Source organism: Streptomyces sp. SAI-170 (assembly GCF_049739565.1).
Classification (GTDB): Bacteria; Actinomycetota; Actinomycetes; order Streptomycetales; family Streptomycetaceae; genus Streptomyces.
Map to the genome: position 1 here is coordinate 6,845,553 of NZ_JBMGQD010000001.1, position 12,261 is coordinate 6,857,813.

Below are 12,261 nucleotides of genomic sequence, written 5' to 3' on the forward strand. Positions count from 1 at the left end.
CTCGATGAGACAGAGATGTCTCACATGGGCTATGGTTGTCTCATGGCTGTCGATCGTGACCACGTCCTGCGCAGTGCCGCGGCCCTGCTGACCCGCAAGTCCACCGCGACCATGGACGAGGTCGCCAAGGCCGCCGGGATCAGCCGGGCGACCCTGCACCGCCAGTTCGCCGGGCGCGACGCCCTCGTAAGGGCCCTGGAGTCGCTCGGCATCGCCGAGTGCGAGGCCGCGCTGGACGCGGCCCGGCTGGACGAGGGCAGTGCGAGCGACGCCGTACGGCGCCTCGTGCGCGAGGTCGAGCCCGCGACCGGGCTGCTGTCGTTCCTCTACAGCGAGAACCAGCTGTTCGAGGGCGAGGGCCAGAACGCGGGCTGGGCCCGGCTCGACACCCGGATCGCGGCCCTGTTCCGGCGCGGCCAGGACAGCGGAGAGTTCCGCATCGACCTGACCCCCACCTGGCTCACCGAGGCGCTCTACGGCCTGATCGCGGCCGGGGCGTGGGCGGTGATGGACGGCAAGGTCGCCCGCAACGACTTCCAGTTCATGATCGTCGAGCTGCTGCTCGGCGGAGCACTACGGAGAGAGGAACCATGACCAGCGCCCTGCAGCCGGCGACGACGACCGAGGCGGTGAAGCGCCCGGGCCGCTGGCTCGCGCTGTCCGTCCTCGTGCTCGCCGTGCTGCTGGTGGCCGTCGACGCGACGGTCCTCGGTCTCGCAACCCCCTACATCAGTGAGGATCTGCGCCCCACCGGCAACCAGCTCCTCTGGATCGGCGACGTCTACTCCTTCGTCATCGCCGGTCTGCTCGTCTCCATGGGCAGCCTCGGCGACCGCATCGGCCGCAAGCGCATCCTGCTCGTCGGCGCGACCGCGTTCGGCGCGGTCTCCGTGCTCAACGCCTACGCCACGAGCCCCGAGATGATGATCGCGGCCCGCGCCCTGCTCGGTGTCGCCGGCGCCACGCTGATGCCGGCCACCCTCGCCCTGATCCGCAACCTCTTCCACGACCCGCGCGAGCGCAGCCTCGCCGTCGGCATCTGGGGCGCCACCGCCTCCGCCGGCACCGCGGTCGGCCCGATCGCGGGCGGCTTCCTGCTCGAGCACTTCTGGTGGGGCTCGGTCTTCCTGATCAACCTGCCGGTGATGGCGGTCCTCGTCCTCGTCGGCATCAAGCTGCTGCCCGAGTCGCGCAACCCCGAGCCCGGCCCCTGGGACCTGCCCAGCGTGCTGCTGTCCCTGGTCGGCATGATCGGCGTCGTCTACGCCGTGAAGGAGGCCGCCTCGCACGGCCTGGCCTGGGAACCCCTCGCCGTGGGCCTGCTGGGCCTGGCCGCGCTGTACGCCTTCGTCCGCCGTCAGCTCACCCTGCCGGCCCCGCTGCTGGACATGCGCCTGTTCGCCCACCGCGGCTTCAGCGGCGCGGTCCTGGCCGACCTGCTGACCATCCTCGGCCTGTCCGGCCTGGTGTTCTTCCTGTCCCAGTACCTGCAACTCGTCCAGGGCCGACGCCCGTTCGAGGCGGGCCTGGCGGAACTCCCGGCCGCCGTGGGCGCGGTGGCGGCCGGCCTGGTCGCGGGCCGGGTGGCCCGCCGCCTCTCGGTCCGTACGGTGGTCTCCGGCGGCCTGGCGGCCGTCGGCCTGGCCCTGGCCTCCCTGGCCTTCCTCGACCAGTCCACCGGCTACCCGGTCCTGGGCGCCGCCCTGCTGGTCGTCGGCGTCGGCGCGGGCTTCTCCTTCACGGTGACCGCGGACGTCATCCTCGGCTCCGTCCCCAAGGACCAGGCGGGCGCCGCCTCCGCGGTCTCCGAGACGGCCTACGAACTGGGCGCGGCCCTCGGCATCGCCCTGCTCGGCTCCATCGTCACCGGCGTCTACCGGGGCTTCCCCGCCCCGGTCGGCACCCCCGCCGAGGCCCACGAGTCCCTCGGCAGCGCGACCGAGGTAGCAGCCACCCTGCCGCCCCACACGGGCGAGACCCTCCTGAACGCGGCCCGCCAGTCCTTCGTGGACGGCCTGGCGATGGCAGCGGGCGCGGGAGCAGCCGTACTGCTGGCGGCCTCGGTGGCGGCGTGGTTCATGCTGAAGAACCAGAAACTGGAAAACGCGTAGGGAAAGGTGCCCTAAGGGGCGCGGGGAACTGCGCGAGCAACCAACGACAACGCAAAGCCGCCGTACGGGCAGCACCCCTACGGCGGCAGAGCGAATCCTCAGGCGGCTTTGGCCTTCGTGGCGTACATGTCCACATACTCCTGCCCCGACAGCCGCATGACCTCGGCCATCACGGAGTCGGTCACGGCCCGCAGCACATACCGGTCCCGGTCCATCCCCTCGTACCGGGAGAACTCCAGGGGCTCCCCGAACCGCACGGTCACCCGGGACGGCCGAGGCATACCAGCCCCACCCGGCTGGATCTTGTCCGTGCCGATCATCGCGAACGGCACCACCGGCGCCCCGGTCATCAGGGTCAGCCGCGCGATGCCGGTACGGCCCCGGTACAGCCGCCCGTCGGGCGACCGCGTCCCCTCGGGGTAGATCCCGAAGACGCGGCCCTCCTCCAGAATCCGCCGCCCGGTCATCAGCGCGGCGACGCCGCCCTTGCCGCCGTCCCGGTCGACCGGGATCATGCCGACGCCGGTGAAGAACCACGCCATCAGCCGGCCCTTGAGGCCCTTGCCGGTGACGTACTCGTCCTTGCCGATGAAGAACACCTGACGGTCGCAGACCAGCGGGAGGATCATCGAGTCGATGAAGGTCACGTGGTTGCCGGCGAGGATGACCGGACCGTCGCCCGGAATGTTCTCCACGCCCTCCACCCGGGGGCGGAACATCAGGCGCATGACCGGACCGAGCACACCCTTGATGAGCGCGAAGCGGGACAACGGGTCCTCCGGTTCTGTATGTGTCTGTGCAGGTGAGGACGATACTCGCGGCCACGGGTGTTGCGCACATCGGGTTCACCGAGGTCTTACACGGAATTGACCGGCGTTCACCTGCGGCGGCCCGACGCCGGGCCCCCGTAACGTGGGCGCGACGATGTGACGGACATCGCGCGAGCATCTGTCCTCCGGGTGTCCCGGAGGGGTACCCGGCCAAACCGACGGCCCGTCATCTACGTCCCCTCGTACGCCATTCAGCGTCATCCGCTCGTACGCCATTCAGCGTCATCCGCGTGTTCGAGCCGAGGTCTCCCTCCGGTCATGTCCGCGCCCCTACGATCGGCCCGCACACCACGAGCACCGACGGCGAGGAGGCCGCGCATGGCAACGCAGGAGTCGAACGAGCCGCAGGGCACCGGACGGCGGGCACTCCTCGGCGCGGCGGTGCTGGGCGCCGGTGTCCTGGGCCTGTCCGGCACGGCGAGAGCCGCCGGGGCGACGGGGCACTCGGGTGGGGTGAGGAGCCTGCCCAAGCCCACGATCATCGGCCATCGCGGCGCCAGCGGCTACCGCCCCGAGCACACCCTGGGCTCCTACCAGCTCGCCCTGGACCTCGGCGCGGACATCGTCGAGGCCGGCGACCTGGTGCCCACCAAGGACGGCCACCTCGTCTGCCGGCACGAGCCGGAGATCGGCGGGACCACGGACGTCGCGAGCCGCCCCGAGTTCGCCGGCCGCAGGACCACCAAGGTGCTGGACGGCGCCTCCGTCACCGGCTGGTTCACCGAGGACTTCACGCTCGCCGAGCTGAAGACCCTGCGGGCGACCGAGCGCATCCCGGCCAACCGCCCGCACAACACCCTCTACGACGGCCGCTGGGAGATCCCCACCTTCGAAGAGGTGCTGCTCTGGCAGGACGAGCAGACCCGCAAGCGGGGCAAGCAGGTGTGGATCTACCCCGAGCTCAAGCACCCCACCTACTTCCGGAAGCTGGGCCTCGGCCTGGAGGAGCGGGTCGCCAAGCTGCTGCACCGGCACGGCAAGGACCGCCGTACCTCGCCGGTGATCGTGCAGTCCTTCGAGCCGACCAGCATCCAGCGGCTGAACAAGCTCGTCGACAACAATCTCGTCGTCCTGCTGTCCGGCCCCACCACCCGCCCCTGGGACTTCGTCGAGACCGGCGACCCGCGCACGGTCGCCGACCTGGTCAAGCCGGCCGGGCTGCGCGAGATCGCCTCCTACGCCCAGGGCATCGGCCCCACCCTGGACCTGATCGTCCCGAAGGACGCGAGTGGCCGCCTCACCACGCCGACCACGCTGGTCGCCGACGCCCACAAGGTCGGCCTGATCCTGCACCCCTGGACGCTGCGCAACGAGAACCCGTTCCTGCCGGCGGACTTCCGCAAGGGCACCGACGTCGACGCGTACGGCGACGTCTTCGGCGCCTACCAGGTGTACTTCGCCACCGGCATCGACGGCATCTTCACCGACCAGCCGGACACCGGCCTGCTCGCCCGCGAGGACTTCGTCAACGGCTGAGCCCCGCTGAACCGTTTGAGGTGAACCACCGGCCGCCCGGCAACCCCTGCCCCGGGCGGCCGCGTCGTGCCGCATATGACGCCCGACATGGTCACCGCCCTGCGCCCCCTGCTCGTCGCCGAGGCCTCGGCCGAGGCACATGCCACCGGCACCGAGCCCGGCGACCTCGAACAGGCGGTGTGGCTGCGCCTGCTGGAGCGCCTCGACGCCGACGGCCCCCCGCACGACCCCGAGCGCTGGCTGCGCGCCGCCGTCCGCGCCGAGGCCCGCCGCAGCCGTCGTACGACCGTCTTCGAGCGGCCGTACGAGAGCGAGCCCGCCGACGAGGCCGCCCGGGACCCCGAGCAGCAGGTGCTCACCGCCGCCCGCCTTCGAGTCCTGCGGGACGCGGTGGCCCGGCTGCCCGGACGCTGCCCGCGACTGCTGTCCGCCCTGTTCTCCCCGAGGGACCTGACCTACCGGGAGATCGCGGGGGAGTTGGGTATCTCACAGGGCAGCCTCGGCCCGGAACGCTCCAGATGTCTGGGATGTCTGCGTCGTTTGCTCACACCGGAGGTTGCGGCCCGCAGAGTGCGGGGATAGGAGTGGGGGACGACAGGCGACAGGTGAGCGGGAGGCGTGCACACATGGGCATGAGCGTGATCATCTCCGAGGCGACCGAGCAGGACGTCGAGCAGATCTTCAGGCTGCAGTACCTGTGCTTCCAGAGCGAAGCCGCGCTGTACGGCAACTACCGCATCGACCCGCTCGTGCAGAGCCTGGAATCGGTTCGCGAGGAGGTCGCCGCCGACCGCGTCTTCGTCGCGCGGCTCGGCGAGGAGGTCGTCGGCTCGGTGCACGGCCGCGTCACCGAGGACGGCGCCGCCGCCATCGGCAAGCTCTGCGTGCACCCCCGCCTCCAGGGCCACGGCATCGGCGCACGACTGCTGCGCGCGGCGGAGACGGCCCTCGCCGAGCAGCACGGCGCCACGACCTTCCGCCTCAGCGCCGGCCACCGCAGCGAGAACGGCCTGCGCCTGTACCGCCGCGTGGGCTACGTGGCCGTAGGGACGGAACAGGGCCGGGACGGAGTCCCGATGGTCATCCTGGAGAAGGCGGCAACTTCATACGCGGCTACCGCGTAGGGCGCTTTCCTGGGGGCGCGGGGAACTGCGCGACCAGCCCCAAACAACGGGAAGCCGCGAGAACAGCTCAGCCACCCTGTTGGGACCGCGCCTTGCGCAACCAGTACATGGCGGAGAGCGGCAGCAGAACCGGGATGAACAGGTACCCCATCCCGTAGTCCGACCACACCGTCGCGTCGGGGAACGCTGACGGATCGGCCAGAGTCCACGTGCCGACCGTCAGCACCCCGAGCAACTCCGCCCCGCAGCACACGAACGCCGCCCGCCGCGCCATCTCTCCGCCCCGCACGAGCGAGTACGTGATGAACCCGTAGACCAGCCCGGCCAGAGCCGACAGCGCGTACGCGAGCGGCGCCTTATCGAAGTCGGTCGCGATCTGCACGGCGGATCGCGACACCGCGCCGACCACCATCACCCCGTACAGCCACACCAGCAGCATCCCGGGCCCGCTGATCAGCCGCGCGGGCTTCTCCTCCACCGCCGTCACCTCAGCCACCCCAGATGTCGTAGAGCCGTACTTCCAGCACCGCGAGGACGACGCCGCCCGCGGCGACCGTGACCGAGCCCCAGCGCGTGCGCTCGGCCAGCGACATGAACCCCGTCACCGGCACACACGCGAACGCGCCCAGCAGATACGCCACGAAGATCGTCGTGCCCTGCTCCGGCTTCTCGCCCCGCGCCAGCTGCACGATCCCGATCACCAGCTGGACCAGCGCCAGCACCGACACCACGGCCATCCCGATGAAGTGCCAGTCCTTCGTCGGCTGATCACGGTAGGCGGCCCAGCCGCACCAGGCGGCGAGCAGCAGCGCGGCGACTCCGGTCGCCAGCGTCAGGGCATCAAGCATGCCGTGACCCTATTACGTCGAAGGGTCTAGACCACATCGGCGTAGGGTCGGGGCATGACGATCCACGCACGCGCCCTGCTCTTCGACAACGACGGCACCCTGGTGTCCTCCCTCGCCTCGGTGGACCGCTGCTGGGCCCGCTGGGTGGGCGAGTACGGCATCCCGCCCGAGGAGTTCGCCCGGGTCGCGCTGCACGGCCGTACCGCCGTCGCGATCGCCGCCGACCTGCTCCCGGCCGACGTCGTGCCGCGGGCCGTCGCGCGGATCGAGCAGCTGGAGGTGGACGACGTCCCCGGCGGTGTCGAGCTGCTGCCCGGCACCCGCGCCTTCCTGGACGCCCTGCCGGCCGACCGCTGGGCGGTCGTCACCTCCGCCACCCGCCGGCTGGCCGAGGCCCGCCTGGACGCCGTCGGCATCCTGCCCAAGACGCTGATCACCGCCGACGAGGTCACCCGCGGCAAGCCCGACCCCGAGCCCTATCTGCTCGCCGCCCGGCAGCTCGGCGTCGACCCGGCCGACTGTGTCGTCTTCGAGGACGCCCCCGCCGGGCTCACCGCGGGCCGCGCGGCCGGAATGCGGACCGTGGCGTTGGCCACAACCCACCGCGCCGAACAGCTCGACGCCGACCTCGTGGTCGGGGACCTGTCGGCCTTGTCGGTACTGGTCACCGACGCGGGCGTGGAGATTGCCGTACGCGACTGAGAACGGCAACGCATGTGTCCACGGCTGTCCACTATCCGGACAGCCGTGCCCGGTCAGGAGCGTCCGTCTGCTTTACTGATCGCATGACCACGACGAGCTGCCGCATCCTTGCGACCGAGGCGACCATGACGCCCGGTGCTCGTTGTATGTGTCGAATGTGCGCCTTCTAGAGGGCCCCCGCACCATCTCTTGAGCCTCGCGCCCCGAAGCGAGCCCCGCAGTGGCATGTCCGTACGCCCAGCGCCGTACGTGACCAGCTTGCCCCGCGCACATCCCCCTTCCGTACCAGGGCACATCCACGCCCGCGTACTCGACAGTGACGGAAACCCACGTGATCACCACCACGGGCCTCACCAAGGTCTACCGCTCCCGCGGCCGCGAGGTCACCGCGCTCGAGGGCGTCGATCTTCACGTCCGCGAAGGCGAGGTGTACGGCGTCATCGGCCAGTCCGGCGCCGGCAAGTCCTCCCTCATCCGCTGCGTCAACCTCCTGGAGCGCCCCACCTCCGGCACGGTCAGCGTCGCCGGCCAGGACCTCACCGCCCTCGCCGGCCGGGGCCCCCGCGCCGGCAAGGAGCTGCGGCGGGCGCGCAGCCGTATCGGCATGGTGTTCCAGCACTTCAACCTGCTGTCCTCGCGGACCGTGCAGGACAACGTCGAGCTGCCGCTGGAGATCCTCGGAAAGTCGGGCAAGGACCGCTCCCGCAAGGCGCTCGAACTCCTCGACCTCGTCGGCCTCGCCGACAAGGCGAACGCCTACCCGGCCCAGCTCTCCGGCGGCCAGAAGCAGCGCGTCGGCATCGCCCGCGCCCTGGCCGGCGACCCCAAGGTGCTGCTGTCCGACGAGGCGACCAGCGCGCTCGACCCGGAGACCACCCGCTCCATCCTCCAGCTGCTGCGCGACCTCAACCGCCAGCTCGGCCTGACCGTCCTGCTCATCACGCACGAGATGGACGTGGTGAAGCAGATCTGCGACTCGGCCGCCCTGATGGAGCGCGGGCGCATCGTGGAGTCCGGCACGGTCAGTGAACTGCTCGGCACCCCCGGCTCCCAGCTCGCCTCCGCGCTGTTCCCCGTCGGCGGCGAGGCCTCCGGCGAGGACCGCACGGTCGTGGACGTCACCTTCCACGGCGAGAGCGCGACCCAGCCGGTCATCTCCCAGCTGGCCCGCACCTACAACATCGACATCTCCATCCTCGGCGCGGCCATCGACACCGTCGGCGGCCTCCAGGTCGGCCGCATGCGCATCGAACTGCCCGGCCGCTACGAGGACAACGTGGTGCCCATCGGCTTCCTGCGCGAACAGGGCCTGCAGATCGACGTCGTCCGCCAGGACGCCGTACTGGTGAAGGAAGGTGCCAAGTGACCTGGTCGGAGATGCAGCCCCTGCTGGAGCAGGCGTGTACCGAGACACTGGTCATGGTCGGCTGGTCCACCCTGATCGCGGTCGTCGGCGGACTGCCGCTGGGCATCCTGCTGGTCCTCACGGACAAGGGCGGCCTGCTGCAGAACACCGTGGTGAACAAGGTCATCGGGCAGATCGTGAACGTCGGCCGCTCGATGCCGTTCATCATCCTGATGGTCGCGCTGATGAACTTCACCCGCTGGATCACCGGCACCACCATCGGCAGCGAGGCCGCGATCGTGCCGCTCGCCATCGGCGGCATCCCGTTCTTCGCGCGGCTCGTCGAGACGGCTGTCCGCGAAGTGGACGGCGGGCTCGTGGAGGCCGTGCAGTCCATGGGCGGCAACACCTGGACGATCGTCCGCAAGGTCCTCGTCCCCGAGTCGCTGCCCTCGCTGATCGCCAGCACGACGACCACGGTCATCGCCCTGATCGGCTACTCCGCCATGGCCGGCACGGTCGGCGGCGGCGGCCTCGGCGACCTCGCCGTCCGCTACGGCTACCAGCGCTTCGAGACCGGCCTGATGTGGATCACCGTGGCGATCCTCGCGGTCGTCATCTCGGTCATCCAGTTCGCCGGCGACTACGCCGCCCGCTCCCTGCACCGCCGTGGCGCCCGCTCCGGGCCCGCCCCGAAGCTCCGCCTGCTCAAGGCGAAGGAGCCGGACGCGGCCGGGGTCGGCAAGGCCGCCTGACTCCCTCAGGGCACCCCCAGACTCCCCGTTCACCCACGACGGGGTCGCACCACCCATAAGGAAAGGCACTTTTCGTGCGTAACACCGCCAAGATCACCACCGCCGTCCTCGCCGCCGGAGCCCTCACCTTCGGGCTGACCGCCTGCGGCTCCTCCGACAGCGGCTCCTCCTCCGCCGACGGCCCCCTGATCGTCGCCGCGAGCCCGACCCCGCACGCCGAGATCCTCAACTTCGTCAAGGACAACCTGGCGAAGAAGGCGGGCCTCGACCTGGAGGTCAAGGAGTTCACGGACTACGTCACGCCGAACACGGCCACCGAGGACGGCTCCGTCGGCGCCAACTACTTCCAGAACCAGCCGTACCTCGACGACTTCAACAAGAAGAACGGCACCCACGTCGTGCCCGTCGTCACGGTCCACCTGGAGCCGCTCGGCCTGTACTCCGAGAAGGCCAAGAGCGCCGACGCCCTCAAGAGCGGTGCCACCATCGCCGTCCCCAACGACACCGTGAACGAGGCGCGGGCCCTGAAGCTGCTCGCCGACAACGGCCTGATCACCCTCAAGGACGGCGTGGGCAACGAGGCGACCCCCGCGGACATCACCAAGAACCCCAAGAACTTCAAGTTCAAGGAGCTGGAGGCCGCCCAGACCCCCCGCTCCCTGAAGGACGTCGACGCCGCCGTCGTCAACGGCAACTACGCCATCGAGGCCGACCTCAAGCCCGCGAAGGACGCCCTCGTCCTGGAGTCCGCCGAGAACAACCCCTACGGCAACTTCCTCGCCGTCAAGAAGGGCAACGAGGACGACCCGCGCGTCAAGAAGCTCGCCGAGCTGCTGACCTCGCCCGAGGTCAAGAAGTTCATCGAGGACGAGTACGCCGGCTCGGTCATCGCCTCCTTCTGAACCCACTGACGCCCTGTCAACGGGCCTTCACCGCACCCGGTGTCCCCTCTGCGCGAACGCATGCGCGAACCGAGGGGTCCCCGGGTGCGGTTCAGTGCTTTCATGCTGCATGCTGGGCAGTTCAGCACGACCTCAGCTTTTCGACGGCTTTCCACGGCTACGGAGCGGCGCATGACGAGCACCTTCCCCAACATCTCCATCAGCACGGAGCGGTTGGTGCTGCGTCCCCTCGACGAGGACGACGTCCCCGCCCTGGCCGCGATGATGAACGACGAACAGGTCGCGGCCTGGACCGACGTCCCGCAGCCCTTCACCGAAGACGGCGCCCGCAGCTGGATCACCGAGTACGCCCCCACCGAACGGGAAGCGGGACACGGACTCGACCTCGCCGTCACCGAGTTCCTCACCCAGCGCCTCGTCGGGATCGTCCAGCTCACCAAGACCAACTGGCACGTCCGCTCCACCGAGCTGTCGTACATCATCGCCCCCTGGGCCCGCGGCGAGGGCTACGCCTCCGAGGCCGCGCTCGCCACCGCCCAATGGCTCTTCGGCGACCAGAAGTTCGAGCGCATCGAACTGCGCACCGCCGCCGACAACACCGCATCCCAGCAGGTCGCCCAGAAGATCGGCTGCATCAGCGAGGGAGTCCTGCGCAACGCCTGCATAGCGCACGTCCGCGCCGGGGACGGCACCTGGACGGACTTCCGCACCGACTTCATCGTCTGGAGCCTGCTCCCCGAGGACATCGAGGGCAGCGCCGAGCAGCTCGCCGACACCGCCGGTTTCACGTCGTACGCCGACTGGAACTGATCGGCGCCGGGAAGCCGCAGCCGTTCCCACAGCACGACCAGGTACGCTCACCAAGCCCGCCCCGGAGCGGGCCGACCCCACGACGAGCTGCGACGATCCCTGGAGACTGACGACGATGGCCGACCGGGTCACGGTGATCGGCTGGGACGGCTCGCCGCTGACCGCGGCGGCACGCGCCGCACTGGGCGCCGCCACCCTCGTGGCCGGTGCCGCCCACCATCTGACGCTGCCCGAGGTACCCCCCGCCGCCGAGCGCATCAGGCTCGGCAGCGTCGCCCTCGTGGCCCGCCGCATCGCCGCCCACCGCGGCACCGCGGTCGTGCTCGCCGACGGCGACCCCGGCTTCTTCGGCGTCGTACGCACGCTGCGCGCGCCCGAGTTCGGCCTGGAGGTCGAGGTCGTGCCCGCCGTGTCCTCGGTCGCCACCGCGTTCGCCCGTGCCGGCATGCCCTGGGACGACGCCCAGGTGGTCGTCGCCCACAGCCGCACCCTGCGACGCGCGGTGAACGTATGCCGCGCCCACACCAAGGTCGCGGTCCTCACCTCACCCGGCGCCGGACCCGCCGAACTCGGACTCCTCCTGGAGGGTGTCCACCGCACCTTCGTCATCTGCGAGGAACTGGGCACCGACCGCGAACAGGTCAGCGTCGTCACCTCCGACAAGGCCGCCGACCACACCTGGCGCGACCCCAACGTCGTCATCGTCATCGGCGGCCCCGCCCGTACGGGCCCCGCCGCCGAGGACGGCTGGATCGCCGGCCGCGACCCGGGCACCGGCCCCCGCGGCTGGACCCAGCCCGCCGAGGCCTACGGCGGTGAGCTGGGCGAGGGCGAGACCGACATGCTGCGCGCCGCCCAACTCGCCCGGCTGGGACCCCGTACCGGCGACCTGGTGTGGGACATCGGGTGCGGTGCGGGCGCGTTCGCCACGGAGGCCGCCCGCGCCGGTGCCGCCGTCCTCGCCGTCGACCGTTCCATGGAGGCCTGCGCGCGCACCGACGCCGCCGCGCGCCGCTTCGGGGTGCAGATGCAGATCGTCCGGGGCACGGCCCCGCACGTCCTGGAGGACCTGCCGGAACCGGACGTCGTCCGGGTCGGCGGCGGGGGAGCGGCCGTGGTCTCCGCGGTCGCCGACCGCCGCCCGCGGCGCATCGTCGCCCACGCCGCCACCCGCGACGAGGCCGAACTCCTCGGCCGCGATCTGACCGAACACGGGTACGACGTGGAGTGCGCCCTGCTGCAGTCCGTGGAACTGGACACCCGCGCCTGGACGGAGAAGGAGCGGAGCGTTGCGTTCCTGCTCAGCGGGGTCCTGCCGGATCGCTCCCCGTGATCCTGTTGTCGTACTGCGCGCGGTA

14 protein-coding genes are annotated in these 12,261 nt (G+C 70.8%); 11 read left to right on the forward strand and 3 right to left on the reverse strand.

Going from position 1 to position 12,261, the window contains the following annotated elements:
- The first annotated feature begins 42 nt into the window (after positions 1 to 42).
- Complete coding sequence (locus RKD23_RS30800; RefSeq protein ID WP_424856663.1) at positions 43 to 594, forward strand: TetR/AcrR family transcriptional regulator; 552 nt, start codon at positions 43 to 45, stop codon at positions 592 to 594.
- Positions 591 to 2,111: an MFS transporter gene (locus RKD23_RS30805; RefSeq protein WP_424856664.1), complete on the forward strand. Its 1,521-nt coding sequence runs from the start codon at positions 591 to 593 to the stop codon at positions 2,109 to 2,111. The genes RKD23_RS30800 and RKD23_RS30805 overlap by 4 nt, the downstream gene beginning before the upstream one ends.
- Positions 2,112 to 2,209: 98 nt before the next feature.
- On the opposite strand, the gene RKD23_RS30810 is transcribed toward RKD23_RS30805, so the two are convergent.
- The gene (locus RKD23_RS30810) at positions 2,210 to 2,881 is read right to left on the reverse strand and encodes a lysophospholipid acyltransferase family protein (RefSeq protein ID WP_404042999.1); all 672 of its coding nucleotides are present in this window, start codon (positions 2,879 to 2,881) and stop codon (positions 2,210 to 2,212) included.
- 378 nt (positions 2,882 to 3,259) lie between these two features.
- On the opposite strand from RKD23_RS30810, the gene RKD23_RS30815 reads away from it, so the two are divergent.
- The 3 genes from RKD23_RS30815 (at position 3,260) to RKD23_RS30825 (ending at position 5,541) form a co-directional block, all read left to right on the forward strand.
- Positions 3,260 to 4,417 (forward strand): glycerophosphodiester phosphodiesterase, encoded by a 1,158-nt coding sequence (locus tag RKD23_RS30815; RefSeq protein ID WP_424856665.1) that lies wholly within the window; start codon positions 3,260 to 3,262, stop codon positions 4,415 to 4,417.
- A 75-nt stretch (positions 4,418 to 4,492) separates the two neighbouring features.
- A complete protein-coding gene (locus RKD23_RS30820; protein ID WP_404043003.1) occupies positions 4,493 to 4,999 on the forward strand; it encodes a sigma-70 family RNA polymerase sigma factor in 507 nt (168 codons plus the stop codon).
- A 44-nt stretch (positions 5,000 to 5,043) separates the two neighbouring features.
- The gene (locus RKD23_RS30825; protein WP_424856666.1) at positions 5,044 to 5,541 is read left to right on the forward strand and encodes a GNAT family N-acetyltransferase; all 498 of its coding nucleotides are present in this window, start codon (positions 5,044 to 5,046) and stop codon (positions 5,539 to 5,541) included.
- A gap of 67 nt (positions 5,542 to 5,608) precedes the next feature.
- On the opposite strand, the gene RKD23_RS30830 is transcribed toward RKD23_RS30825, so the two are convergent.
- Both RKD23_RS30830 and RKD23_RS30835 read right to left on the reverse strand, forming a co-directional pair.
- Complete coding sequence (locus RKD23_RS30830) at positions 5,609 to 6,028, reverse strand: hypothetical protein (RefSeq protein ID WP_424858376.1); 420 nt, start codon at positions 6,026 to 6,028, stop codon at positions 5,609 to 5,611.
- A gap of 1 nt (position 6,029) precedes the next feature.
- Positions 6,030 to 6,389, reverse strand: a complete 360-nt coding sequence (locus RKD23_RS30835) for a hypothetical protein (RefSeq protein ID WP_424856667.1) — start codon at positions 6,387 to 6,389, stop codon at positions 6,030 to 6,032.
- A 54-nt stretch (positions 6,390 to 6,443) separates the two neighbouring features.
- Between RKD23_RS30835 and RKD23_RS30840 the strand changes: the two genes are divergently transcribed.
- The 6 genes from RKD23_RS30840 (at position 6,444) to cbiE (ending at position 12,236) form a co-directional block, all read left to right on the forward strand.
- Entirely contained in the window at positions 6,444 to 7,091 is a 648-nt protein-coding gene (locus tag RKD23_RS30840; protein ID WP_404043009.1) for an HAD family hydrolase, read from the forward strand.
- Between the two features lie 331 nt (positions 7,092 to 7,422).
- The gene (locus tag RKD23_RS30845) at positions 7,423 to 8,457 is read left to right on the forward strand and encodes a methionine ABC transporter ATP-binding protein (RefSeq protein ID WP_424856668.1); all 1,035 of its coding nucleotides are present in this window, start codon (positions 7,423 to 7,425) and stop codon (positions 8,455 to 8,457) included.
- On the forward strand, positions 8,454 to 9,191 hold the full coding sequence (locus RKD23_RS30850) for a methionine ABC transporter permease (RefSeq protein WP_424856669.1): 738 nt from the start codon (positions 8,454 to 8,456) through the stop codon (positions 9,189 to 9,191). The genes RKD23_RS30845 and RKD23_RS30850 overlap by 4 nt, the downstream gene beginning before the upstream one ends.
- 74 nt (positions 9,192 to 9,265) lie before the next feature.
- A complete protein-coding gene (locus tag RKD23_RS30855; protein ID WP_424856670.1) occupies positions 9,266 to 10,093 on the forward strand; it encodes a MetQ/NlpA family ABC transporter substrate-binding protein in 828 nt (275 codons plus the stop codon).
- 171 nt (positions 10,094 to 10,264) lie between these two features.
- Positions 10,265 to 10,903, forward strand: coding sequence for a GNAT family N-acetyltransferase (locus RKD23_RS30860; RefSeq protein WP_424856671.1), 639 nt, complete (start codon positions 10,265 to 10,267; stop codon positions 10,901 to 10,903).
- 115 nt (positions 10,904 to 11,018) lie between these two features.
- On the forward strand, positions 11,019 to 12,236 hold the full coding sequence (gene cbiE, locus RKD23_RS30865) for a precorrin-6y C5,15-methyltransferase (decarboxylating) subunit CbiE (RefSeq protein ID WP_424856672.1): 1,218 nt from the start codon (positions 11,019 to 11,021) through the stop codon (positions 12,234 to 12,236).
- Positions 12,237 to 12,261: the final 25 nt, after the last annotated feature.

Excerpts from the sequence above, each read along its gene's own strand:
- RKD23_RS30800 (WP_424856663.1), top strand. The coding sequence starts at position 43 with ATGGCTGTCGATCGTGACCACGTCCTGCGCAGTGCCGCGGCCCTGCTG.
- RKD23_RS30840 (WP_404043009.1), top strand. The coding sequence starts at position 6,444 with ATGACGATCCACGCACGCGCCCTGCTCTTCGACAACGACGGCACCCTG.
- RKD23_RS30825 (WP_424856666.1), top strand. The coding sequence starts at position 5,044 with ATGGGCATGAGCGTGATCATCTCCGAGGCGACCGAGCAGGACGTCGAG.
- RKD23_RS30815 (WP_424856665.1), top strand. The coding sequence starts at position 3,260 with ATGGCAACGCAGGAGTCGAACGAGCCGCAGGGCACCGGACGGCGGGCA.
- RKD23_RS30820 (WP_404043003.1), top strand. The coding sequence starts at position 4,493 with ATGACGCCCGACATGGTCACCGCCCTGCGCCCCCTGCTCGTCGCCGAG.
- cbiE (WP_424856672.1), top strand. The coding sequence starts at position 11,019 with ATGGCCGACCGGGTCACGGTGATCGGCTGGGACGGCTCGCCGCTGACC.
- RKD23_RS30805 (WP_424856664.1), top strand. The coding sequence starts at position 591 with ATGACCAGCGCCCTGCAGCCGGCGACGACGACCGAGGCGGTGAAGCGC.
- RKD23_RS30860 (WP_424856671.1), top strand. The coding sequence starts at position 10,265 with ATGACGAGCACCTTCCCCAACATCTCCATCAGCACGGAGCGGTTGGTG.
- RKD23_RS30835 (WP_424856667.1), bottom strand. The coding sequence starts at position 6,389 with ATGCTTGATGCCCTGACGCTGGCGACCGGAGTCGCCGCGCTGCTGCTC.